Here is a 24786-nt window from a genome sequence, read left to right as displayed (position 1 = left end):
CTTGAAGGGAGTCGGCGGGCTGCCGCTGTGAGGCGCCTGCTGGGCGCGAGGGAACCGGGGGACGGCGGCACCCACCGGGGGGCCGCCGTCGCCCTTTGCTGTGGGGCGCCTCAGAGCACGTCGCTCAGGAAGCGCTGCAGGCGCTCGGTCTGCGGTGCTTCGAAGACCTTCTCGGGCGCTCCGCTCTCGACCACCACGCCCCCGTCCATGAACGAGACGACGTCGGAGACAGTGCGCGAGAACCCCATCTCGTGGGTCACCACGACCATGGTCATTCCGCCCTTCGCGAGGTCGGCCATGAGCGCGAGCACCCCCTTGACAAGCTCGGGGTCGAGGGCCGAGGTCGCCTCGTCGAAGAACATGACCTCGGGTTCCATCGCGAGCGCGCGGGCGATCGCGACGCGCTGCTGCTGGCCGCCGGAGAGTGTCGCGGGCCGGACGCCGGCCTTGTGCTTCAGCCCGACGAGGTCGAGCTGCTTGAGGGCTTGCTCGCGGGCGTGCTCCTTGGTCAGCTTGCGCAGCTTCCGCAGCGCGAACGCGACGTTGTCGCCGACGCTCATGTGCGGAAAGAGGTTGAACTGCTGGAACACCATGCCGATGCGGCGCCGCAGCTCGTCCGGGTTGTCCTTGAGCACGGACCGGCCGTCGAGAAGGATGTCGCCCTGATCCGGCTCGATGAGCCGGTTCATGACGCGCAGGAGGGTCGACTTTCCCGAGCCGGACGGTCCGATGACCGAGGCCGTGGTGCCGGCGGGGACGTTGAGGTCGATCCCGCGGAGCACCTTGTTGCTCCCGAAGGCGAGGTGGATCCCCTTCGCCTCGAGCGATCCGGAGGCGAACTGGCTCACAGCTGGGCTCCCTTCCCGACGACGGCGGCGGCCTCGTCCGGCTCCTGCTTCTCGGCGCGGCTCTGGGCTCGGCCGGTGCGCAGGCGCGCGTCGATGTAGTTGACGAGGTGAGTGAGCGGGATCGTCATGGCGAGGTAGAAGATTGCGGCGGCAACGTACCCGGAGAGGTTGCCTGTCTGGGCGGCCTGGTCCTGGCCGATCTGGAAGAGCTCCCGCTCCGAGGCCAAGAGCCCGAGCGTGAACACGAGCGACGAGTCCTTGATGAGCGCGATGAACTGGTTCACGAGCGCGGGGAGCACGCGGCGCACGCCCTGGGGAACAACGATGCTTCGCATCGACGGGCCATAACCGAAGCCGAGGGCCCGGGCGGCCTCGAGCTGGCCCTTCTCGACGCTCTGGATGCCCGAGCGGAAGATCTCCCCGATGTAGGCGGCGGAGATGAGCGAGAGTGCCGCGACCCCCAACGGGTACGGACTCGAGATGCCCGTCAGCTCGCGAACGGCCGGGCCGAAGCCGAGGCCGATCGCGAGGATCGTGAGGATCGCCGGGAGTCCACGGAACACGTCCGTGTACCCCCGGGCGATCCACCGCGCCACAGGATTCCGCGAAATCCCCATCAGGGCGAGGACCATTCCGAGCACCGTGCCGATGAGCCCCGAGGAGATCGCGAGCACGAGCGTGTTCGGCAGCCCGACCGCGAACATGGTCGGGAGCACCTGGCCGATGACCTTCCAGTCGAAGAAGGTCGACCCGAGGTTGTTCAGGTAATCCATGTGGCGCCTATCTGTCGACTACTTGGCAGCCGTGACCTGGACGGCCTTGCTGCCCGGCTTCCAGCCCTCGGGAGTCTGCTCCTTGAGCGTCGGGCGGTCCGGGTACCACTGGGCAGTGAGCTTGGCCCACGTGCCGTCCGCGATCACGGCGTCAAGGGCCGAGTTGAGTGCGTCGGTGAGCGGCTGGTTGTCCTTCGCGACCGCGTAGGCCGTGAAGTTCTGTGTGTTGACCTTCTTCTGTGCGATGACCGTGCCGTCACCCTGCTTGACCTGGCCCTCGGCCTGCTGCGACGGGGCAACCCATGCGTCGATCTGGCCGCTCTTCACGTTCGCGTACACGGTGTTGTAGTCCGGGAAGCGGACGGGCTCGAGCTTGAGCGTGTTCGTCACGAAGTCGTCCTGGACCGTGCCCTGGACGACGCCGATGCGGACGCCCTGCTTGAGGTCATCGAAGGACTTCACCTTGGCGCCGTCCTTGGTCACGATCGCCATGTAGCCGAAGTCGTAGCCGTTCGTGAAGCCCACGGTCTCGCGGCGCGCGTCGGTCGTCGAGATCGAGGACGAGCCCATGTCGAACTGCTTCGTCTTCACCTGGGCCAAGAGGCTCTGGAACTTCGTCGACACGAACTCGACCTTGAGGCCGAGTTTCGCGCCCATGGCCTTGAGGAGCTCGTTGTCGTAGCCCGTGAACTGGCCCGTGTTGTTGTCGAGGTAGATGTTCGGCGGCGCGTCGGAGAGCGTGCCGACCTTGATCGTGCCGGGCGTGATGAGGCCCAGCTTGGTCTTGTCGATCTTGTCGAGCGGAGTCACCGACGCGGTCGTGTACTTGTCGGTGGACTGCTGGTCCGAACCCTTGAGGGCATCGGTCGGGCTGCCTGACGACGTCGAACCGCCCGCGCCGCACGCTGCAAGCGTGAGGGCGACGACGGCGGCGACCGGGGCGGTCACAAGCCACTTGGGGGACTTGAGCTTCATGGAGCCTTCGCTTTCGTGTGGTGAATGCAGGGCGCGCGGAGAAGTCCGCGGGGTGCGCGGCTGGCGCGACTGGGCTGCATACCATTATGTGCGGGCGCTGTGAAACATTCTTTTTCAGAACATATTCCGCAACACTCCGGGAGATGCCGAACAATGTTCGGATCATGTTCTCGTCGGCGAGTTGAGCGAAGCTCTGCGCAACTCAGCGTGAATGAATGCTCGGCCATGGGCCGCGGAGTTCGCCGAAATAAGACTGTGAGTTCTGTCTCAAATTCCGGACAAAGGCCCCGGTTGCGGACCAGAATCCCGGCGCTAGAAACCGCCTCGGGTCGCGTCCGCAGGGGCAAGAACCGGCCATTCGCCTTCGACGACAGCGGCGGGCTTGGTGCGCCTGAGGTAGGTCTGGAAGTCTGCCGCCTGCTCGAGTGACCAGCCGACCTGACTGCGATGGAGCGCTTCTGCTGGCTTGTCCAGCTCGGGGAACTTGACGACCATCGCGTCGAGCAGCTGGGCAGCGGCGAGGGCATCGGCTGCGGAAGTGTGAGCCTCGTCGAGGACGATCCCATAGTCGTCGCACAGAGCCCCGAGCGTCCTCTTTCCCTTGCGATAGCGCTCGACCTGCTTGTTGATGACGTAGGGGTCGAGCACGGGGAAGCGCGTGAGCTGGGGCAGGCTGTGGCGTGCGCATTCGGCGGCCATGACTGTGAAGTCGTACGAGGCGTTGAAGGCGACGACCGGAATGTTCTGATCGAAGAGCTGCTGAAGCACCTTCGACACCTCCGAGACCACGTCTCGGGCAGGCCTGCCTTCCGCGCGTGCCCGCTCGGTGGTGACTCCGTGGACTTGGGCGGCCTCTGCCGGGATCTCGACGCCGGGATCGGCGAGCCACTCGTGATGGGCCTCCACCGAGCCGTCGGCGCCGAGCACCACGATGCTCGCCGTGACGATCCTTGCCGCCCGCGCATTGCGTCCGGTCGTCTCAAGGTCGAACGCCGCCCTGGACTTCGTCTTCCACGTCATGACCCACACGGTATCGACGGGCACCGACATTCCCGGGAGAGGCTCGCCGAGCCCCTAGGCTGGGAACCATGCGGGACGAGTTTGTGGAGGCGGTGCTGGCCATCGTCGAGCTCGTCCCTCCGGGCACCGTGCTCGCCTATGGAGACGTGTCCGAGCTGCTCGGCATGGGCGGCCCGCGCCAAGTCGGCACCGTCCTCTCGCGGCACGGCGGCGGAGTGCCCTGGTGGCGCGTCATCAAGGCCGGCGGTGGAGCGCCGGAAGGCCATGGGAAGGCCGCGCTGGCCAAGTACATCGACGAAGGCACTCCGCTGCGGGGCGACCTGCGGTCGGGAACCTGGAGGGTGGACATGCAGCGCGCCCGGTGGTCACCGGACGATGCCGAGCTGGATGCCGTCGACGCCGTCGCCGATGCCCTGTGGGAGCGGGTGCATGGTCCGCGCGGAAGAATGTCGGACCCTGATGGTGAGCTACGGCCATGACGGATTCAAGACTCCAGGGGATGCGACTCCTGCCCCCGCGGGAACGCGCCTCGGCGGGCCGCTGGGCGCCGTCGCCCGACCAGCAGGCGATCCTCGACCTTCGCCAAGGGTGCGGGCCGGTGCTGGTCTGGGGTGCTCCGGGGACGGGCAAGAGCCGAATCCTCGTGGAAGCGGCGGCCACCCGGGTGGAGCGGGACGGGGTAGACCCTTCCCGTGTCCTGATCCTCGCTCCCTCCCGTGCGGCCTCCGCCCGGCTGCGGGACGCCTTCACCGCGCGGTTGAACCGCAGCCTCAGCGCTCCGCCCGCTCGGACGTGGCAGTCCTATGCGTTCGACCTCATTCGACGCGCGCGGGCCGAAGGCCGGCTGGAGTGGCTGCCCCGCGCTCCACGCCTCCTCTCCGGCGCCGAGCAGGATCTGATCGTGAAGGAACTGCTCGAAGGCCACCGGTCCATGGGCCGCGGACCTGAGTGGCCGGCGAGCCTGACCGGCGCGCTCGCCACCCGAGGCTTCCGTCATGAGGTGCGGGAGATCTTCGACCGCGTGACCGAATACGGTGCGACGGCCCAGGACCTTGCGGCGCTGGGACGCCGAACGGGACGGGACGAATGGGAAGCTGCGGCTGAGCTGTACCGGGAATACCGGGACGTCCTCGAACTCCGCATGCCGGAGGCCTTTGATCCTGCGGGCATCATCACCGGGGCGCGGCAGATCCTGCTGGATGATCCGGAACTCCTCGAGGCCGAGCGTTCCCGCTTGGCGCTCATCGTCGTGGACGACGTGCAGGAATCGAACCCCGCGGTGCTCGAGCCCCTCGCCGTGATCGGTGCCGGGCGGGACGTGATCGCCGCAGCGGCGCCCGACGTCGTCGTGCAGGGGTTCCGCGGCGCCCGTCCCGACCTCGTCCCGCGGCTTCGGGATCTCCTCGGAGACGTGGCCGAGAGGGGACTCAGCACCTCGCATCGTCTGCCGCCGGACATCGCGGCGGCGTGGCAGTCAGTGGCTTCGCGCATCTCGGCGGTGCCCGGGGGCCAGGCTGCGCGCCAGCTCGAACACGCTGCCCTCTTCGAGCCGGCGAGCTCTGTCGAATCCCACGTCTTCCACTCGCCCATGCATGAACTCCGGTACCTCGCGTACCGGATTCAGGACGCGCGCCTCCTCCGCGACGTCGGCTATGGGGACATGGCGATCATGGTCCGCTCGGGCACCAAGCTGGCGCAGGTCCAGAGATTCCTCGCCGCCCAGGGGATCCCCGTGAAGGTGCCCGTCGCCGAGACCGCGGTGCGCGACGAGGCGGCCGTGCGGCCGCTCCTGACGGCTTACCGCATCGCGCTCGACCCTGAAGAACTCACACCGGAGGCCGCAGTCGAACTGCTCTCGTCCCGCATCGGCGGGGCATCGGCGCTCGAGCTCCGGCGGCTGCGCCAAGCGCTGCGGCAGCTCGAACTGGTCAACGGAGGCGGCCGTGCGAGCGATGCGCTGCTTGTCGAAGCGCTCGAGGCGCCCGGCGTCCTGACGGCGCTGGGCGTCGAAGGTCAAGCGGCTCGGCGGGTCGGGCGAATGCTCGAGCAGGGCCGGAAGGCCGCCGCGGAGCCTGGAGCCACTGCCGAGACCGTCCTCTGGGCCCTCTGGGAGGCTGCTGGGCTGTCCGAGCGGTGGTACAGGCTCGCGGTCGAGGGAGGCCAGCTCGGACTGCGGGCAGATCGGGACCTCGATGCCCTGATGGCCCTCTTCCATACCGCCGAGCGCTACGTGGACCGATTGCCCGGCGCCTCGCCGGCGCAGTTCCTGGACTACCTCGTCGAGCAGGAAATCCCCATGGATACCTTGGCGCCCCGCGCTCAGGCGGACGACGCCGTCGAGCTCCTCACGCCGGCAAGCGCGGCGGGGCGGGAGTGGCAGCTCCTGTTCGTCGCTGGTCTTCAGGATGGGGTCTGGCCCAACAACCGGCTGCGGGGCGCACTCCTCGGGAGCACGATGTTCACGGACTGCCTCGAGCTGGGGCCGGTTGACGCGATGCTCGTGACACCCCGGAGCCGACTGCGCGACATCCGCTACGACGAGCTGCGGATGTTCTCCGCCGCCATCTCACGGGCCTCGGAACGACTGGTCTGCACGGGCGTTCGCTCAGAGGACGAGGTGCCCTCGCCGTTCCTCGATCTCGTTGATCCCCTGCCCGAGGGCCAGTCCCTGCGCCCCTTCACGGAGGTGCCCCGAGCGCTCGGCCCGCGCTCGCTCGTCGCCGAGCTGCGCCACGCGGCGGAGGAGGGCGGGCGGGACGCCCTGCACGCCGTCGACCTTCTTGCGCGCCTGGCCCGCGGAGGAGCCCCCGGTGCCCATCCCGAAGACTGGTATGGCCTCGCGGCGATGACGGGAGCGGGTCCCGTGGTTCCCGACGGACAGACCGTCTTCGTTTCCCCGTCCAAGGTGGAGACGGCCACAAAGAATCCCCTGGACTGGTTCGTTGCCGCGGCGGGCGGCGAACCGGCCACAGATTTTGCGCGCAGCCTCGGAACTCTGGTCCACTCCATCGCCCAGGAGCTCCCGCTCGGAACCGCCGCGGAGTATCTCGCCGAGCTCGAACGGAGGTGGCCGAGCCTCGGCCAAGGCGACTCCTGGGAAGCGCAGCGTGACTACGAACGGGCCCGGGCCATGCTCACCAAGCTCTCCGCGTACGTGCGGACGAGCGGGCGCAAGCTGCTTGCCGTCGAAGCGGATTTCGAGGCCCCCCTCGCAGCCGTGGGGTCCTCGGACATCGCCCAGCGCACCGTGATCAGAGGGCAGGTTGACCGACTCGAGGTCGACGACGACGGCCGACTCGTCGTCGTCGACCTCAAGACCGGCAAGAACAAGCCGAAGTCGGCGGACGTCCCGCGCCACGCCCAGCTCGCCGCCTATCAGGTGGCTGTCGCGGCGGGAGCCTTCGGCGACCAGGCAACCGAGAGCCGGCCCGGCGGCGCGGAGCTCGTCCAGCTTGGAGACTCCGCGAAGAACGTCTCCGTCCAGCAGCAGCCCGCGCTCGAGGCTCCGCAGTGGGCGGTCGAGCTGGTCGAGAAGGCTGCGGAGACGATGTCAGGAGAGGTGTTCGCTGCACGCCATGACGCCGCCAACAGCTTCGCCGGTGGCTGCCGGCTGCCAGAGATCTGCCCACTCTGCTCCCGGGGAAAGCAGGTGACGGAGTGACGATCGGTCTCGACGCCGAGCTGGCCGAGGGCATCGACGGCCCTCCCGAATCCGGGCTTCCCGCGCCGCGATTCACGCCCGAAGAACTCGCCGCGCTGCTCGGCCAGCACCGGCCGACCCCTCAGCAGTCCGAGATCATCTCGTCCCCGCTCACGCCGAGGCTCGTCGTCGCGGGCGCCGGTTCCGGCAAGACAGCGACCATGGCTGACCGCGTCGTCTGGCTCGTGGCCAATGGCTGGGTACGCCCGGACGAGATCCTCGGCGTGACGTTCACTCGGAAGGCCGCCGGCGAACTGTCGGCTCGAATCCGCGCGCAGCTGGCCACACTCGCTCGGGCAGCCAGACAGCGAGGACTCACGATGGCGCCCGGCGTCCTGGACCAGGAGGCCCTGGATCCGACCGTCTCCACCTACCACTCGTTCGCCAACGGCATCGTCCAGGACCATGGCCTGCGCATCGGCGTGGAAAGAGATGCCGTGCTCTTGGGGGCAGCCCAGTCGTGGCAGCTCGCCTCGACGGTCGTGGAGGCGTACGACGGCGAGATCTGGGAGGGCTTTCCGGCAAAGAGCACGCTCGTCGGGGCCGTGATGGCCTTCGCCTCCGAGTGCGCCGAGCATCTGGCCGATCCCGAGCAGGTCCGGGCATGGCTGAGCGATGAGGCTGACCGGCTTTCCTGCCTGCCGCCTGTCCTCACCGGGGGTCGCGCGCCGGCCGCCGCTGCAGCGAAGCTGCTGTCGACGCTGCGGTCCCGCGCCGCCGTCGCTCGTCTGGTGGTGCGCTTCGGCGAGGCGAAGCGACGCCGTGGCGCGCTGGACTACGGGGATCTCGTCGCCCTCGCCGCGCGGATCGCCCGGGACGTGCCGGAAACCGGTCGGCTCCTCAGAGCGCAGTACAGGACCGTCCTCCTCGACGAGTTCCAGGACACGTCCCACGCGCAGACCGTCCTGTTCTCGCAGCTGTTCGGCCACGGCCATGCGGTCATGGCGGTGGGCGACCCCAACCAGTCGATCTACGGCTTCCGGGGCGCCTCGGCGGGCCAGCTGGCTTCCTTCCCCGAAACCTTCTCCGAGCTCCTCCCCGACGGCACGCGGGGTCGAGCGGCGGTGAGCCATCTCACCACCGCTTGGCGCAACAGTGTGTCCGTCCTCGCCACGGCCAACGTCGTCGCTGGCCCCCTGCGCCGCCCCGCCCCGTATGCGCCGACGGCGGCACGCGCGGAAGTCCGTACGCTCGAGCCGAGCCCGTTCGCCGGGCAGGGGACGGTCCGCCTCGGTAGGTTCCGGGATGAGCTCGAGGAGGCGTCAGCCGTGGCCGACGAGCTTCAGGCGTGGTCGCGTGGCCACGGCCCGAACGCTCCCACCATGGCCGTCCTGTGCCGGAAGCGAGCCCAGTTCGCGCCCATTCAGCGTGAGTTCGACCGTCGGCGCATGCCCTACGAGGTCGCGGGGCTGGGTGGCCTGCTGGACACGCCTGAGGTGATCGACGTTGTCAGCACGCTCCGCGTCATCGCGGATCCGGGACGTTCCGACGCCCTCATGCGCCTCATGACCGGCGCCCGCTGGCGCATTGGCCCGGCAGATCTGATGGCGCTCGCGGATTGGTCGCGCCATCTGGCGGCGAGGCGGGCGCGCGCCGCGCGGCCTGGCGAGCAGGATCTCGACGCCCCGGGAACCGCGGAGGAGGTGCTCGTCGAGGGCGACCTCGCGGAGGCCGCCAGTCTCGTCGAAGCGCTCGATCGACTTCCTCGACCGGACTGGGTGTCCGGGGCAGGGCGGTCCATCAGCGAAGAGGGGATGCACCGCTTGGGCCGTCTCCGAGACGAGCTGAGGACCCTTCGGATGCTCAGCTCCGACGACCTCGGCGCCCTCATCGCCCACGTCGAGCGCTCGCTGCTCCTCGACATCGAACTCGCGGCCCGTCCGGGAGTGTCACTCCACCAGGCGCGTCGCAACCTCGATGCCTTCCAGGAGGCGGCAGCCTCGTTCCTCGCGCAGTCGACCTCCTCAGAACTGCTGGCCTTCCTCGCATGGCTCGAGGCCGCGGCGCAGGAGGAATCGGGGCTGGACATGGCGCCGAGCGAGCCGACCCCAGGAGCCATCCAGCTGCTGACAGTGCACGCCTCGAAGGGGCTTGAGTGGGACGCCGTCGTGGTGGCCGGTCTGAACCACGGGGCCTTCCCCAGCGGAGGCAACGACCGGTGGACGAGCGGGCACGAGGCGCTCCCGTGGCCTCTGCGTGGCGACAGGAGGGAGCTTCCCCAGTGGGACGCGGACCACGCTGACCTTAAGGGATGTGTCGACGCGGAGAAGGCCTTCGCCGAGGACGCGACGGAGCACTCTGAACGGGAGGAGCGCCGCCTCGCCTATGTTGCCTTGACCCGTGCCAAGAGCCTGCTGGTGGTCACGGGCTCCGCGTGGTCGGCGAGTCGCGCCAAGCCGGCAGCCCCGTCCGTGTTCCTGTCCGAGTTGCGGGACGCGGCGGAGGAACACGGATTCGAGGTCCTCTCGTGGATCGACGACGCCGAGCTGCCACACGAGAACCCCCTGACCGCGGAACCCGAGACGGCGTTGTGGCCTTACGATCCGCTCGAGGGCCCGCTCGATCCGGCGACCGGACAGCGGCGCCGTCTTGCCCCAGGGCGGCGGGAGGCACTCGAGCGTTCGGCCGCCGCGGTTCTCGCTGCGCTCCATGGCCATCCGGCTGATCAGGTCGCGGACCCATCAACGAGGGTGCGGTCTTGGCTGCGTGAGGAACAGCTGCTGCTCGCGGATCACGCGAAGGCCGACGACGGCGAGGGAGTCCGTCTCCCAGAGCATCTGTCCGCGTCCGCGCTCGTCGCGCTGGGCGAGGATGCCGGGGCAGTGGTCCGCCAGCTCCGGCGTCCCGTCCCTCGACGCCCCGGCATGGCCGCGCGCCGCGGAACGGCCTTCCATGCGTGGGTCGAGGAGTACTTTGCGCAGAGCGCGATGCTCGAGCTCGAGGGCCTTGACCATGCCGACGAGTTCGTGGACCAGGCCTACGACCTGCAGTCCTTCGTGGACGCCTTCAAAGCCTCCGAATGGGCGCACCGGAGCCCAGCGTTCGTCGAAGTCCCCATCGAGACCCGGGTTGGTCCGGTCGTCGTGCGCGGGCGCGTTGACGCCGTCTTCCGCAACGCCGACGGGACGTGGGAGCTGGTGGACTGGAAGACCGGCCGAGCCCCCAGCGGTCGGGACGCAGCCGCCCGCTCAGTCCAGCTCGCCGTCTACCGGCTCGCCTGGTCGCGGCTGCACGGCGTGCCGCTGGACCAGGTCACCGCCGCGTTCCTCTATCTCGGGGACGGGCGGGTTGTGCGCCCTGACCGGCTCGCGGGGGAGGCCGAGCTTGAAGGGATCATCAGCCGCGCGCTCGGATAGTCCTCAGTCGCGGCCGGCAGCGCTCCGGATCCCGGGACCAGGGCCCTCGACCAGGGGAATCGCATCCGTGGCGGGCGCGCTGACGGTCGGGCCGACTGGGGCGTCGGAAGCGTCTTCGGCCAGTTCGGGTTGCTCGGGGTCGGAGCCCTCGGCCGGGGCCTCGGCCGCCTCCTGCTCCTCGATGTCGGCTGCAAGCTGTCGGAGCATCTCCTGGCCGTCTCGAGTGGCATCGGCGTCGCCGAGCGTGAGTGCCTTCACGAGGTACTGCGCGAGCGCGAACTCGGCGGCGAGCGACGCACGGCGCAGGAGGTGCGGGTCCACCGGTTCGTGCCGGGCCTCGTGGTAGGCGGCGACGACGGCGTCGACAAACTGGGGTTCGTTCGATGCCACGAGCCAGGCGAGGTCGTCGGCAGGATCGCCGACCCTCAGATCGGTCCACCCGATGACCGCGCTGACGCGCCCGTCGTCGACCAGCAGGTTGTCCTCATGCAGGTCACCGTGGACCACGGTCGGGTTGAAGCGCCACAGGCTCACGTCCTCGAGCGCGTTCTCCCAGCGGCGCAGCAGCACCGGCGGGATCTGCCCGGTCGTGGCGGCCTGATCGAGCTCGTTGAGCCGGCGCTGGCGGAATTGGTTTGCGGTGTAGGCGGGGAGATCAGCGCCATCCACGAGCGAATGCGGGAGGGCGTGGATGGCGGCAAGCGCGGTGCCGATGTCCTTCACGAGCCGCGGCCCTCCTTGCGCGAGCTCGGAGAGTTCCCAGACCGTGCCGGCAAGATGGGTATAGACGCACGTCGTGAGGTCGCCGAGGCTCACGGTCCCGGCCACGGCCGGCATCTGGAAGGGGAGTTCCGCGCGGACCGCGGGGCCGAAGGCCCGCAGAACCAGCATTTCGGTCTCAAGCCGCGCGCTCGCCTCGGTGCCTCGCGGGGAGCGGACGCGCCAGCGACGACGGTCGGCGCCCTGGATGAGGGCCGAATCGAAATCTGTGGCATCGTCGGGCGAGGGTCCGACCGCCACGGGCTCGAGACCGGGCACTGCAGCGGTCGCGAGGGCAGCCAGCTCCATGGGGGTACGTCTCACCCTGTCCACGGTAGCCCGCCGGACCGGGCGTATCGTGGCGCATTGCGGCGTGTCCCCGCACAGGACGTCGTCCACAGCCCCGCGTACCGCGTGTGCGGCTGTCGGCGAGGGTCAGTACGGTAGGACTATGACGTCTCGCCCCACCCCGTTGAGCTCTGCTTCATCCGTCGCTCCCGTGGCTGGGGCCCTTTCGCCGACGCTGCTTCCCGTCCAGGCCTCCGCGCTGGACCGCAGGAGCGGGGACCGTGCCGATCCAGCGTTCCTCGATTCAGTTCTCCGCGCACCGGGCACGCTGGCGGTGCTGATGGCGCAGCGGCGCACCGCCATGGAGGGGGAGGGGCTCGTGGTGCTTCCGTCATCGGCGCTTCCGTTGGAGTGGCTCGAGCACCTCGTCGTCTATCTCGGCAGGGTCCCGGAAGGGGCACCTGGGGCCTACCAGGTGGGCGCCGACGTCGTCCTCGTGGTGTTGCCGGAGCCCGTCGAACCGGTCGCCGGAGTCATGTCCGAGCCCGCCTCTGCCGGAGCAGGGCTTCTGCCCTCCACCGTCCACTGGTCCGGCTTCCGGGAGGTCGGCGCCTCGATGCATCCGTTCGAGGCCGGAGTGGTCCTCGAGGCCAACGCGATCACGAACTGGCACGAGTCCCATCCGCGCTGCCCTCGCTGCGGCGCGCTCACCAGCGTCACCGTGAGCGGATGGGTCCGCGTCTGTCCGGAGGACGGTTCGGAGCATTTCCCGCGGACGGACCCTGCGATCATCGTCACCGTCGTCGGCCCGGACGACCGCATCCTGCTGGGACGGGGGGCACGCATGCGCTCCACCATGTTCTCCACCTTGGCGGGCTTCGTTGAACCCGGCGAGTCGCTCGAGCAGGCGGTGGTGCGCGAGATCGCCGAGGAGGTCGGCGTCCGCGTGACGGAGTGCCAGTATCTCGGTTCCCAGCCGTGGCCCTTCCCGGCGTCCCTCATGCTGGGCTTCACGGCTCGGACCGAGGACACCGAGGCGCGCGTGGACGGCGAAGAGGTTGTCTTGGCCCGGTGGTTCGACAGGGACGAGCTTCGTGCCGTCGTCGCGTCCGGGGAGATCACGCTCCCGACGCGGGCCTCCATTTCCCGTGCCCTGATCGAGCACTGGAACGGAGGCCCCATCGACGAGCCCTCCGTCGCGCGGGCTTCCTCATGACCGCGGAGACGCTGTCGCTGGAGGAGCGCCTGCTCAGCGGACTCGACGAGGAGCAGCGGGAGGTCGCCACCACCCTTCAGGGGCCCCTGTGCGTCCTTGCGGGGGCCGGAACCGGCAAGACTCGGGCGATCACGCACCGCATCGCGTACGGCGTGCATTCCGGCGTGTACCAGCCTCAGCGCCTACTCGCCGTCACGTTCACCGCCCGCGCGGCGGCCGAGATGCGCAGCCGTCTCCGGGATCTCGGAGCTGGCGGCGTGCAGACCCGCACCTTCCATGCTGCGGCCCTGCGCCAGCTGCAGTACTTCTGGCCGCAGGCCGTGGGAGGGCAGCTCCCCGGTCTCCTCGAGCACAAAGCCCAGGCGATCGCGGAGGCGGCCCGCCGCCATCGCATCACGCTGGATCGGGCGGCGATCCGAGATCTTGCCTCGGAACTCGAATGGGCCAAGGTGTCCATGATCACCCCCTCGACGTACCTTGAGACGGCGAAGGGGCGGGGAGAGCCGGGCGGGCTCCAGCCGGCCAACGTAGCGCGGCTGTTCCAAGCCTACGAGGACGTCAAGCTGGACAGGAACCTCATCGACTTCGAGGACGTCCTGCTCATTACGGTCGGGATCCTGCAGGAGGACCCGAAGGTCGCCGCAGAGGTCCGCGAACAGTACCGGCACTTCGTGGTCGATGAGTATCAGGACGTCTCGCCGCTCCAGCAGCGGCTCCTCGAGCTCTGGCTCGGCGGACGCGAGGAGCTGTGCGTTGTGGGCGACGCGAGCCAGACCATCTACTCGTTCACCGGCGCGACGTCGGCCCACCTCCTCGAGTTCGGGCAGCGCTTCCCGAACGCGAAGATGGTGAAGCTCGTGCGCGACTATCGTTCGACCCCTCAGGTCGTGGACCTCGCCAACAGGCTGCTTGCGGCGCGGCGCAGCGGGGGCGCGGGCGCAGACCGCCTCTGGGCCCAGCCGCTCCAGCTCATCGCGCAGCAGCCGGTCGGCCCCGAACCGGAATTCACCGAATGCAGCGACGACGAGGCCGAGGCGGCGGCGGTCGCTAGGCGCATCGGCCAGCTGGTGGCGGCCGGGACCCAGCCCAAGGACATCGCGGTGCTGTTCAGGACGAACGGCCAGTCCGAGGCGTTCGAACAGGCTCTCGCCTCGGCAGGGATCGGGTACCAGCTGCGAGGCGGGGAACGGTTCTTCAATCGGCGCGAGGTCCGGGACGCCGTCGCACAGCTGCGCACCGCGGCGCGCAGCCAGCCCGTCGGAGTGCCGCTGGGACAGGCCGTACGCGACGTGCTCTCGTCGCTGGGCTATGCCGACGAGCCGCCGTCGGGCAGCGGCGCGACGCGTGAGCGCTGGGAATCGCTGTCCGCCCTCGTCTCGCTCGCCGACGAGCTCTCAGCCGCCCGGGGGGAGGAGTTCGGCATGCCCGAATTCGTGCTCGAGCTCCACGAGCGCGCCTCGGCCCAGCACGCGCCATCTGTTCAGGGCGTCACCCTCGCCTCGCTCCACGCGGCGAAGGGCCTTGAGTGGGACGCAGTGTTCCTGGTGGGTCTCAGCGAAGGGCTCGTGCCGATCTCGTTCGCCGACACCCCGGTAACCGTCGACGAAGAGCGCCGCCTCTTCTACGTGGGGATCACCCGCGCGCGGCAGTTCCTGCATCTGTCGTGGTCGCTTTCCCGAACTCCGGGCGGTCGCGCCCACCGGCGCCCGTCGCGCTTCCTTGACGGGCTGCGGCCGGGGAGTGTGCGGACGACGGCGGGAATTGAGGGCGGCTCGGGATCTCGCCGGCGGCGCGAGTACCGAGGCCCGGCCGTCTGCCGGGTGTGCGGCTCGGTCCTGGAGTCCGGGGCGGAGCGGAAGGTGGGGCGCTGTACCGACTGCCCGCCGTCCTACGATGAGGCGACGTTCGAGTCGCTGCGCGGCTGGCGCCTCGAGCAGGCCAGGGCCGCTGATGTGCCTGCCTTCGTCATCTTCACGGACGCGACTCTGACCGCCATCGCAGAGGCGAAGCCAGCGAGCCTCGCCGAGTTGGCCAACGTTGCGGGCGTCGGAAAGGCCAAGCTCGAGCGCTACGGCGAGGCGGTCCTGGAGCTCCTCCGTGGCGAGTGAGGGGACACCGCCTCCGGTTGAGGTGAGACGCTCGGCGCGTCGCCGCAAGACGGTCAGCGCGTTCTGGGAGGGCGGGACCGCCGTCGTCGCCATCCCCGCGCGCTTCACCAAGGCGCAGGAGGAGCACTGGGTCGGCCGAATGGTGGAGCGGCTCCAGCGGGACGATGCTCGGCGCAGGGGCCCCCGAAGCGACGCCGACCTGGCCGCTCGCGCAGCCGAGCTCTCGCGCGAATACCTCGATGGGACGGCGGAGCCATCCAGCGTCCGCTGGGTGACGAACCAGTCCACGAGGTGGGGTTCCTGCACGCCGGGGGAGCGGAGCATCAGGCTCTCCCACCAGCTCCAGGGAATGCCCCAATGGGTCGTGGACTACGTGCTCGTCCACGAACTGGCCCACCTGCTCGTGAACGGGCACACGCCGAGGTTCTGGGCGCTCGTCGATCGCTACCCCCGCACGGCCGAGGCGAAGGCCTTCCTGGCCGGTGTTTCCTTCGCGGCCTCACGAGGACTTACGCCCGAAGGGCCTCCCGCCTAGAATCTGGGGCCATGAGCGAGCTCCCAGCCAGCTACCGCAAGTACCTCGAGGGCCGGACCAGAGATTTCATCGAAACGGTCCGGCCGGTTCTCCAGCAGTCCGCAGCGGAGGCCGAGCACGGCGTTCGCGTCGTTCTGAATGAGCCGCACACGCTGCAGGCGCTCATCGACGACAGCATCCCCTTCGGCGAAGTGGTGGAGGACGTCGACTAACTGGCGCTCGGCTTCCCGCCGTCGTCGTCCGGATCCTGCTCGCCCTCCTGCGGAGGCTCGCCGCCGGCTTCGTTGGGGCCGCCCTCGGCCGGCGCGTCGAAGCCGCCTGCCAGGAGCTTGGCGAGGGCGGCGTCCACCTCGTTCTCCTGTGCTTCGGCCGCGGACCGCCGGGCGCTGAAGCCGGTCGGATCGTCGAGGTCCTCGGCGTTCGGCAACAGGTCGGGGTGCCGCCAGATGGCGTCGCGGCCATCGGCGCCGCGCTCCGCGGTGAGGGAGGCCCAGAGCTGCGCCGCGTCGCGAAGGCGGCGCGGCCGGAGCTCAAGGCCGACCAGCGATGCGAAGGCATGCTCGGCGGGGCCACCCGTGGCACGACGGCGCCGCACCGCCTCGCGCAGGGCCGGCGCGGAGGGAAGTACCCCATCCGTGGCCGCGGCGGTCAGCTCGTCGACCCAGCCCTCGACGAGCGCCAGCGCCGTCTCGAGCTTGCTGAGCGCCGCGTCCTGCTGCGGAGTCCGCTCCGGAGTGAAGACGCCTCCCTGCAGGGCCTCTTGGAGCGACTCGGGATTGCGGGGATCCACGTCCCGCGCGACCTCTTCGATCTTCGAGATGTCGATGTGGATGCCGCGGGCGTAATCCTCGATCGTTCCGAGGAGGTGCGCGCGGAGCCAGGGGACGTGCATGAACAGGCGCGCGTGCGCGGCCTCGCGCACCGCAAGGTAGAGCCGCACGTCACCTTCGGGCAGCCCGAGGCCCTCGCCGAACTTCACGACGTTGGCTGGCAGGAGCGCCATCTCGAGGTCAACGAGGGGAACCCCGATGTCGGAGGCGCTCACGACTTCGCCGGACAGCGCACCGATCGCTGCCCCGAGCTGCATGCCGAAGATCGCCCCGCCCATGTTCTGCAGCATGGAGGTCGCGCCGCCCAGCATGCCCTTCATCTCCTCGGGCAGCTGCTCGCTGATCGCGGTGGAAAGTGCCGTGGAGACGCTGTTGGCAACCGGCTCCGTGAGCCGCCGCCACGTGGCCATCGTCGCCTCGATCCACTCTGCGCGCGACCAGCCGCGGCCGATGAGGCCCGTCGAGGGGAAGTCGGTCACGTTGTCGAGCCAGAGCTCGGCGAGGCGCAGGGCTTCGTCGACCTCACGGTTCTGGGTCGCGGACACGGAAGGGTCCGAGGTGGAGGCCGCAGTGCGGCGAGCATGGTCGTGTGCGAGCTGCCAGTTCACGGGGCCATCCCCGGCAGAGGACATCATCATCGACTGGACCTGCTGGAACATCTGCTGGAGCAGCGCGGGATCCTCGGGAAGGCCTGCGGCCTTGGCAATCTCTGCTGGGTCGACCCCTTCGAGGCCCTCTCCGCCCATGAGCTTCGCAAAGAGCTCGGCCAAGGGGTCCTGGGGCTCCTCGCCGTTGCCGTGTGGCTTGTCCGGAGTGGTCATGATGCCGCCGATCACTGGGAGGGAACAGTCATCCTCACGGTACCGCGTGCGGCCACGCGTGTCTTCGCGCCGGAGCGCCTTTCGCTCTGGGCACAGCCGAGCGCGCCGGGAGCTTCCCCCCAGCTACGCACACTACTCTGGTGGCGAGAACAAACGATCCATTGAGAACAAGCGGACCCGTGCCGCGGAAAGGCGCCGCGTGAGCAGCAGCGTCCCCCCGACCGTCGGGATTCCAGCGGACGACGGCGGCCGGCGGCTTGTGAGCCCGCGGCATCGACGCGGTCTGGTCGCCGCGGTGTCCGGCGTCGCGACGCTGCTGCTCGCGGGCATCGTGTGGGCAGTGCCGGTTCCCTATGTCGTCGAGATTCCCGGCCCGGTCTACAACACTCTCGGCACGGACAACGGCAAGGACGTCATCAGCATCAAGGGCCGCGAGACCTATGCGGCGAAGGGAGCGCTCGACCTCACGACGGTCTACATCGAGGGCGGCCCCAATTCGACCGTGAACCTCCTCGGCCTGATCCGATCGGCCCTTGATCCGTCGTTGTCGATCATGCCGGTGGACGCCCTGTACCCCAAGGGCACCACGAAGCAGACTGTCAGCCAGGAGAACACGGCGGAGATGCAGAGCTCGCAGGACAACGCAGTCGCCGCAGCCCTCAAGAGCCTCTCGATCCCGTTCGGGCAGCAGGTGAAGATCGCCTCGCTCATCTCCGGTTCGGCGTCGGAGGGCAAGCTCCAGCCCGGAGACACGATCCTGACCGTCGCGGGCCAGAAGGCCGATTCGCTCGCTACCGTCCAGAAGCTTGTGGCGGGCTCCCAGGGCAAGCCGCTCGCTGTGGGCTTCCAGCGAAATGGCGTCGACCAGACGGTCGAGATCACGCCGAAGGACGCCGGCCAGGGGCGCTATCTCCTCGGCTTCACTGTGACGTACGCCTTCACGTTCCCGTTCACTGTCGACTTCGCCCTCGACGCCGTGGGCGGCCCGAGCGCGGGGATGATGTTCGCCCTCGGGATCGTCGACAAGCTGACCCCGGGAGACCTGACGCAGGGACGGCAGATCGCTGGAACCGGGACGATCGAGCCCGACGGAACGGTGGGGGCGATCGGGGGCATCGTGCAGAAGATGGAAGGCGCGAAAGGCCATGGCGCGACCCTGTTCCTCGCGCCCGCGGGGAACTGCGGCGAGGTGGTCGGGCACATCCCGGACGGCCTCTCCGTCGTCCGGGTCGACACCCTCGACACGGCGCGCCACGCCGTCGAGGCCTACGCGCAGGGGACCGACCCCGGGACGTTGCCGCAATGCACCAAGTGAAGCCCTGCGACCGACGCCGAATCGTTACCCCGATCCGCGCGATGACGGGGAACTCCGTACCCGTCCGGTCCGTGCTTGACTTAGGCGGGAAGCAGAGCGCGCCCAGTGCCTGCTGCTTATCACGCACCACCCGATGAAGCCGCCGACTCGATGAATTCGATGAAGGGGAGAACGTGACAGCCCGTCCTGAAGGCACCAGCCCGCGACCGCTGAGGAAGAGGCGGGGCCCTCTCATCCCGACGATTATCATCGCCGTCGTCCTCGTGGTCGGCTTCGTGTTCTTCACGCAGATCTGGTCCGATGTGCTCTGGTACCAGCAGCTCGGCTTCATCCAGGTGTTCCTGACCCAGAACCTCGCCCGGGGACTTGTGTTCTTGGTCGGCGCACTCGGTATGGGCATCGGCGTCTACGCGGCGATCAAGCTCGCCTACCGCGCACGGCCCGTCTACGCGCCCGACGGCGGCCCGCAGGACACGCTCAGCCGCTACCAGGCGCAGCTCGAGCCGGTGCGACGGGTTGTCATGGCCGGCGTGCCCATCGTCTTCGGCCTCTTTGCCGGCGCCGCCGCGGGAAGCCAGTGGCAGAAGGTCGCCCTGTTCTTCAACCAGGTGCCGTTCGGCGAAACCGACCCGCAGTTCGGGCTCGACATGAGCTTCTACCTGTTCACTCTGCCGTTCCTTGGCATGCTCATCGGGTTCCTCCTCAGCGTGGTGGTCATCGCCGGCATCGCCGGACTCCTGACGCACTACCTCTATGGCTCCATCCGGATCAGCGAGCGCGGGCTGTACACATCGCGGGCGGCTCAACTGCATCTCGCCGTGAGCGGCGGGCTCCTCCTCATCCTCATCGCCCTGAACTTCTGGCTCGACCGGTACGGCACGCTCCAGAACAGCGGCACCCGGTGGTCGGGGGCCATGTACACGGACGTCAACGCGGTCATCCCCACGAAGGCGATCCTCGCCATCGCCGCGGCGATCGTGGCCGTTCTGTTCATCGTGGCGGCGGTCATTGGGCGGTGGCGCCTGCCGCTCATCGGCACGGCCATGCTGGTGATCACCGGGATCTTCGCCGGCGGCATCTATCCGTGGGTGATCCAGCAGTTCCAGGTGACCCCCTCCGAGAAGACCCTCGAGGGTCCGTACATCGACCGCAACATCAACCTGACCCGCCAGGCCTACGGTCTCGACAAAGTGGAGGTCAGCCCCTACAACGCGACGACCAACGCGGCGCCCGGCGCACTCTCCCCAGATGCCCAGACGACGGCCAACATCAGGCTCCTCGACCCGACGCTCGTCTCGTCCACCTTCCAGCAGCTTGAGCAGTACCGCCCGTACTACCAGTTCTCGCCGACCCTCAACGTCGACCGCTACGCGGTGAACGGCGGGACCCAGGACACTGTGATCGCCGTGCGCGAGCTCAATCTGGGCGGCCTGAGCCCGAACCAGCAGTCCTGGTACAACACCCACATCGTCTACACGCACGGCTACGGCGTGGTCGCCGCCTACGGGAACAAGACGACCTCGGACGGCAAGCCCGCGTTCCTCCAGTCCGGGATTCCGTCCACGGGGGTTCTCGGCTCGGAGGACACCTACCAGCCGCGCATCTACTTCGGCCAATACTCGCCCGACTACTCCGTCGTGGGCGCGCCGGGCGGTTCGCAGCCCCGCGAGCAGGACAAGCCCCAGGGCAACTCGGGGGACACGCTCTACACGTACAACGGCAACGGAGGCCCGAATGTGGGCAATTGGTTCAACCGCCTCGTCTACGCCGTGAAGTTCCAGAGCACCGACCTGCTGTTCTCCGACGGTGTCAACGACAAGTCACAGATCCTCTACGACCGGGACCCCCGGCAGCGCGTCCAGAAGGTCGCGCCCTACCTGACCTTGGACGGCACGGTGTACCCCGCGATCGTCGACGGCCGGGTCAAGTGGATCGTCGACGGCTACACGACGAGCCAGTACTTCCCGTACTCGCAGCAGCAGCAGCTCCAGCAGATCACCGCGGACTCGCAGACGGCCTCCGGCCGCAACACGGCCCTTCCGCCCTCCACGGTCAACTACATCCGCAACTCCGTCAAGGCGACGGTGGACGCGTTCGACGGCTCGGTCTCGCTCTACGCGTGGGACGATCAGGATCCCATCCTCAAGACTTGGGAGAAGGTCTTCCCCGCGACCGTCAAGCCCCTGAGCCAGATGAGCGGTTCGCTGATGAGCCACGTGCGCTACCCGGAGGACCTCTTCAAGGTCCAGCGCGAGCTCCTGACCCGGTACCACGTCACCGACCCGGCGAGCTTCTACCAGAACGACGACGTCTGGAGCGTCCCGAACGATCCGACCCCAGGTCAGGGCGGCGGCAAGCAGCCTCCGTACTACATGTCGCTGCAGATGCCGGATCAGAAGACTCCGGCCTTCCAGCTCACCTCGAGCTTCATCCCGCAGACCGTTGAGGCGGGGAAGTCCCGGGACGTCATGTACGGCTTCCTGGCGGCGGACTCGGATGCGGGGAACAAGGCCGGCGTGAAGGGGTCTGAGTACGGCAAGCTGCGCCTGCTGCGGCTGCCCACCGACACGAACGTCCCCGGTCCCGGACAGGTCCAGTCTCGCTTCGACTCCGACCCCAGCGTGTCGACGGCGCTGAACCTCCTGAGACAGGGCGCGTCGAAGGTCCAGAACGGCAACCTCCTGACGCTTCCCGTTGGCGGCGGCCTCCTGTACGTCGAACCCGTCTACGTCCAGTCGACCGGCTCGACCTCGTACCCCACGCTCCAACGCGTGCTCGTGGCGTTCGGCGACAAGGTCGGCTTTGCGCCAACCCTCGACGAGGCGCTGAAGAGCCTGTTCGGCGGGAACGCGGGTGCGTCTGCCGGGGACGCCGGCAATACGGGGACGCAGCCGAGCCAGCCGAGCCAACCTACCGGGTCCACGGCCGCCAATGACGCGAATGCCCAACTGAATCAGGCGCTCCAAGACGCGAGGAAGGCGCTCACGGATAGCCAGAGTGCGCTGCAGGCGGGCAATTTCTCGGACTACGGGGCGGCACAGCAGCGGCTCTCCGACGCGGTCCAGCGCGCGCTCGATGCAGAGGCGAAGCTTCAGGCGGCCGAGGGCACCGGCTCCTCGACGGGTTCAGCGAGCCCCTCGCCGAGTGCGGGGGCCACGCCGTCCCCGACAGCGAGCCGCTGACACCGGCTCGGACACGTCTCGATTTGGCCGAAGGTTCACCGGTTGGTAACGTAGTCGGTGCGCCGCGGGGTGGAGCAGTTCGGTAGCTCGCTGGGCTCATAACCCAGAGGTCGCAGGTTCAAATCCTGTCCCCGCAACCAGATGATGTCGGTGAACATCGCAGAAGGCCCCCGGTCCTCGGACCGGGGGCCTTCTGTTCTGACGTCAGAGCCTCGGCTCAGAGCTTGTCGAAGTCGGCTTCGTCGACGACGGGCGCGTCGGATGCCTCGGTTGCGCCGCCTTTGCCTGCCGAGAGCGCCGCGGGAGGGGTGCCCTGCTTGAGTGCGGCGAGGCGGGCCTCGACTTCCGTCTGCTCCCCGAGATCCTCAAGCTGGTTGAACTGTGCGTCCAGGCTGCTCGCGGCAAGCTCCTGCTGGCCCCGGACACGTGCTTCCTCGCGACGGACCTTTTCCTCGAAGCGGCCCACCTCGCTGGTGGGGTCCATGATGTCGATGCTCTTCAGCGCATCGTTAACCTGAGTCTGGGCGGCGGCAGTGCGGCTCCTGGCTACGAGCTCGTTCCGCTTGGTGGTGAGCTGGTTGAGCTTGCCCTTCATCTGCTCGAGCCCGGACTTGAGCCGCTCGACGACCTCGCTCTGAGCAGCGATCGTCGGTTCGGCTGTCCTGGCCTCGTTTTCGGCGGACATCTGGCGCTGAATCGCGACCTTCGCGAGGTTGTCGAACTTCTGGGCATCGGCGGCGTTTCCGGCGGCGCGGAACTCATCGGCTTTGCGGGACGCAGCCAGCGCCTTGTTGCCCCAGTCCTGGGCCGCCCGCACGTCCTCCGCGTGGTCGTCTTGAAGCATGCGGAGATTGCCGATCGTCTGGGCGATCGCAGACTCGGCCTCTGAGATGTTGTTGCTGTAATCACGGACCATCTGGTCCAGCATCTTCTGCGGGTCCTCGGCCTGGTCGAGGATCGCGTTGATGTTCGCCTTCGCCAGCTGGGCGATGCGCCCGAAGATCGACTGCTTGGTCATGGGGTGTGCCTCCTTCTCTGGCCCGGCCTGGGCGCCGTGGCTCATGGTCCTTTGTTCGTTCTGGTCCTGAGGGGTCAGAAGCTTCCGCCGTCACCCCCGAAGCCCCCGCCGTCGCCCCCGCCGTCGCCGCCGCCGAAGCCTCCGCCGTCGCCGCCCCAGCCACCGCCGTCGCCACCCCAACCGCCTCCGAAGCCGCCGCCACCCCACGTATCGCCTTGGTGATGGCCGCCATGGAGGATGCTGTCGATGAGGATCCCGCCGAGGATGGCGCCCCCGATCCCGCCGCCGTAGTTCCTGCCGCCGCCGCCCATGCCGAAGCCGGCGAACTGGTCGACGTCCTGCTGGGCAATCTGGGCTGCCTGCTGGGCGAGAGAGGTCGCCTGTTGTGCGTAGGCGAGAGCCGAGGACGGATCGCTCGTGGCGATGCTGAGGGCGTAGTCGAGATTGCGCTGCGCTTCGGCGAGACGGGTCCGGGCTTCTGTGCCGACGCCGCCGCGGCGTGCCTCGATGTAGTCGCTTGTGGCGCCGATCGTGTCCTGCGCCGTTCGAATGGCCTGCTGGAGGGAGGCTGCGGCGCGCTGGGCCTGCTGTTCCTTGTCGCGGACGCCGGTCAGCACCTCATCGAGCTGCTGATGCGCCTTTTCGACGCGTCCCAGAAGGGACACGGGATCGATCTTGGGGCCTGCCAGCTCCTGCTTGGCCTGAGCGAGAACGGATTCGACGGCGGCGATCGGGCCGGTGAGTTCGGAATGCTGCCCGCCCTGCGTCATCGCTTTCGCCTGGGCGAGGTCCGACTCGGTGTCGGCCAGTGCGCCGTCGAGGCTGGTCCGGGCGGTACCCAGAGCCGTGGAGGCCTTGTCGATGGCGTCGAGCAGCACGGTGCTCTGGTGGAGCGCCTCCTCGGCGGCGCGGACCGATACAGCCGCGAGGCCGGTGTCGTTCGCGGAGAGCTGATCGCGGGCCTGCTCGGAGGCGGAGTCGACGAAGGCGAGGCGGTCCTTGGCCTGGGCGATGTTGTCCGAGACATGGGCCACGGCCGATTCGGCGTAGTTGGCGCGGAGTGTGATGAGCGTCTGCTCGGCGCTGGCGAGGCGTGCCGAGGCCTGTGCCACGCCGGAAGCGATGTTGTCGAGCGCGGCGGGGGCGTTGCGCTCGAGCTCGCGGAGGGCATCGAAGTCCGCCTTCTGATCCGCGAGGGACTGGATTGCCGCCTCCGAGCGGTGGATGATCTCGGCGAGCCAGGCGCGCTGCTGCTGCTCGGTGTCCGGAATGTGGTCATCGAGCTGCTGCTGCAGCTTGAAGGACTCGCTCAGATGCGCCTTCGCGTCCTGCAGCGCCTTGGTGAAGTTGCCGACCGCATCGGTGCCATAGGACGCCTCGGCGAACCCGAGCTCCTGTTCGCTCGACTTGATCGAATCGTCGGCCCGCACCAGAAGCGCCCCAGCCTGTCGGCGCAGTTCGTCGACGGTCAGCCCCGCAAGCGGGTCTGCGTTCTCGTTCCCGGCCGGCTCGAGCATCCGATTCTTCCGGCGACGCGAGATCGCGTAGGCGCCGGCGGCTCCGGCGACCACCACCACTCCGGCCCCGACGAGCAGGGGAGTGGCGTCCCCACCCCCGGCTGCATCGCCAACGGCTTGTGCGGTATCCACCGCCGCCTGTGCATAGTCCTTCTTGCCGCCTGCGAGGTTGGGGGTGATGGAGTTCTTCGAGATGTCGCTGATCTTGGGGTAGACCTTGTCATTCCCCGACTTCGTGCCCAGGTAGAACTGTCCGTCCGACGTGGCAATCGTCAGCAGGACATCCGATGGACCCATGTTCTTCTTGGCCGCGACGGCAGACGCCCACTGGGAGGCTGTGCTGGGGTTAGTGAACGAATCGACGATGACCACGTACAGGTTCTGCCTGTGCTGCGACAGCAGGTCCGAAATAGCCTTCTGCACGTCCCCCTTGCGCCCGCCGAGGGCATTGCCGGGATCGACGATGTTGGTGCCCGAGGGGATGCTGACCGGGTCCGTGGCCCACGCGGGGGAGGCGGCTGGAAG

At 68.7% G+C, this 24786-nt stretch carries 17 protein-coding genes and 1 tRNA gene; 10 read left to right on the top strand and 8 right to left on the bottom strand.

Annotated elements, in window-relative coordinates; translation table 11 throughout:
* Positions 1-110: 110 nt before the first annotated feature.
* The 4 genes from ACTHL9_RS18385 to ACTHL9_RS18370 all read right to left on the bottom strand — a co-directional run bounded on the left by ACTHL9_RS18385 (position 111) and on the right by ACTHL9_RS18370 (position 3616).
* Positions 111-848 carry an amino acid ABC transporter ATP-binding protein gene (locus ACTHL9_RS18385; RefSeq protein ID WP_440520708.1) on the bottom strand — a complete coding sequence of 246 codons (738 nt, stop codon included), beginning with the start codon at positions 846-848 and terminating at the stop codon, positions 111-113.
* Positions 845-1621 (bottom strand): amino acid ABC transporter permease, encoded by a 777-nt coding sequence (locus ACTHL9_RS18380; RefSeq protein ID WP_440520707.1) that lies wholly within the window; start codon positions 1619-1621, stop codon positions 845-847. Before ACTHL9_RS18380 ends, ACTHL9_RS18385 begins: the two co-directional genes overlap by 4 nt.
* Before the next feature lie 18 nt (positions 1622-1639).
* On the bottom strand, positions 1640-2596 hold the full coding sequence (locus ACTHL9_RS18375; protein WP_440520706.1) for an ABC transporter substrate-binding protein: 957 nt from the start codon (positions 2594-2596) through the stop codon (positions 1640-1642).
* Positions 2597-2908: 312 nt separating this feature from the next.
* The gene (locus ACTHL9_RS18370; protein WP_440520705.1) at positions 2909-3616 is read right to left on the bottom strand and encodes a 3'-5' exonuclease; all 708 of its coding nucleotides are present in this window, start codon (positions 3614-3616) and stop codon (positions 2909-2911) included.
* Between the two features lie 68 nt (positions 3617-3684).
* On the opposite strand from ACTHL9_RS18370, the gene ACTHL9_RS18365 reads away from it, so the two are divergent.
* Genes ACTHL9_RS18365 through ACTHL9_RS18355 form a run of 3 tightly spaced genes read left to right on the top strand, consistent with a single transcriptional unit; the run spans position 3685 to position 10672 of the window.
* Positions 3685-4095: an MGMT family protein gene (locus tag ACTHL9_RS18365; RefSeq protein ID WP_440520704.1), complete on the top strand. Its 411-nt coding sequence runs from the start codon at positions 3685-3687 to the stop codon at positions 4093-4095.
* Between the two features lie 20 nt (positions 4096-4115).
* A complete protein-coding gene (locus tag ACTHL9_RS18360; RefSeq protein WP_440520703.1) occupies positions 4116-7277 on the top strand; it encodes an ATP-dependent helicase in 3162 nt (1053 codons plus the stop codon).
* Entirely contained in the window at positions 7274-10672 is a 3399-nt protein-coding gene (locus ACTHL9_RS18355; protein WP_440520702.1) for a UvrD-helicase domain-containing protein, read from the top strand. The genes ACTHL9_RS18360 and ACTHL9_RS18355 overlap by 4 nt, the downstream gene beginning before the upstream one ends.
* A gap of 3 nt (positions 10673-10675) precedes the next feature.
* Here the strand turns inward: ACTHL9_RS18355 and ACTHL9_RS18350 are convergent, their stop codons facing one another.
* The gene (locus ACTHL9_RS18350) at positions 10676-11755 is read right to left on the bottom strand and encodes a phosphotransferase (protein ID WP_440520701.1); all 1080 of its coding nucleotides are present in this window, start codon (positions 11753-11755) and stop codon (positions 10676-10678) included.
* A gap of 127 nt (positions 11756-11882) precedes the next feature.
* On the opposite strand from ACTHL9_RS18350, the gene nudC reads away from it, so the two are divergent.
* Genes nudC through ACTHL9_RS18330 form a run of 4 tightly spaced genes read left to right on the top strand, consistent with a single transcriptional unit; the run spans position 11883 to position 15790 of the window.
* Positions 11883-12935, top strand: a complete 1053-nt coding sequence (gene nudC, locus ACTHL9_RS18345) for an NAD(+) diphosphatase (protein WP_440520700.1) — start codon at positions 11883-11885, stop codon at positions 12933-12935.
* Positions 12932-15043 carry an ATP-dependent DNA helicase UvrD2 gene (locus ACTHL9_RS18340; protein WP_440520699.1) on the top strand — a complete coding sequence of 704 codons (2112 nt, stop codon included), beginning with the start codon at positions 12932-12934 and terminating at the stop codon, positions 15041-15043. The genes nudC and ACTHL9_RS18340 overlap by 4 nt, the downstream gene beginning before the upstream one ends.
* A 22-nt stretch (positions 15044-15065) precedes the next feature.
* A complete protein-coding gene (locus ACTHL9_RS18335; RefSeq protein WP_440520698.1) occupies positions 15066-15578 on the top strand; it encodes a M48 metallopeptidase family protein in 513 nt (170 codons plus the stop codon).
* Between the two features lie 11 nt (positions 15579-15589).
* The gene (locus tag ACTHL9_RS18330) at positions 15590-15790 is read left to right on the top strand and encodes a choline/carnitine O-acyltransferase (RefSeq protein WP_138414026.1); all 201 of its coding nucleotides are present in this window, start codon (positions 15590-15592) and stop codon (positions 15788-15790) included.
* Here ACTHL9_RS18330 and ACTHL9_RS18325 read toward each other — a convergent pair.
* Positions 15787-17229, bottom strand: coding sequence for a zinc-dependent metalloprotease (locus ACTHL9_RS18325; RefSeq protein ID WP_440520697.1), 1443 nt, complete (start codon positions 17227-17229; stop codon positions 15787-15789). The genes ACTHL9_RS18330 and ACTHL9_RS18325 overlap by 4 nt on opposite strands.
* 199 nt (positions 17230-17428) lie before the next feature.
* Between ACTHL9_RS18325 and ACTHL9_RS18320 the strand changes: the two genes are divergently transcribed.
* The 3 genes from ACTHL9_RS18320 to ACTHL9_RS18310 all read left to right on the top strand — a co-directional run bounded on the left by ACTHL9_RS18320 (position 17429) and on the right by ACTHL9_RS18310 (position 21866).
* Entirely contained in the window at positions 17429-18544 is a 1116-nt protein-coding gene (locus tag ACTHL9_RS18320) for a YlbL family protein (RefSeq protein WP_440520696.1), read from the top strand.
* Between the two features lie 173 nt (positions 18545-18717).
* On the top strand, positions 18718-21726 hold the full coding sequence (locus ACTHL9_RS18315; protein ID WP_440520695.1) for a UPF0182 family membrane protein: 3009 nt from the start codon (positions 18718-18720) through the stop codon (positions 21724-21726).
* A gap of 63 nt (positions 21727-21789) precedes the next feature.
* Positions 21790-21866: transfer RNA gene (locus tag ACTHL9_RS18310), tRNA-Met, on the top strand.
* A 77-nt stretch (positions 21867-21943) separates the two neighbouring features.
* On the opposite strand, the gene ACTHL9_RS18305 is transcribed toward ACTHL9_RS18310, so the two are convergent.
* The gene (locus ACTHL9_RS18305; protein ID WP_440520694.1) at positions 21944-22744 is read right to left on the bottom strand and encodes a PspA/IM30 family protein; all 801 of its coding nucleotides are present in this window, start codon (positions 22742-22744) and stop codon (positions 21944-21946) included.
* Between the two features lie 74 nt (positions 22745-22818).
* Positions 22819-24786, bottom strand: a 1968-nt coding sequence (locus tag ACTHL9_RS18300) for a TPM domain-containing protein (RefSeq protein ID WP_440520693.1), incomplete at its 5' end; no start/stop codon positions are given.

This window comes from Sinomonas sp. (assembly GCF_051955515.1).
Taxonomy (GTDB): Bacteria; Actinomycetota; Actinomycetes; order Actinomycetales; family Micrococcaceae; genus Sinomonas.
Note: the sequence above shows the minus strand (reverse complement) of the source record. Positions and strands in the feature narration are given on the sequence as shown.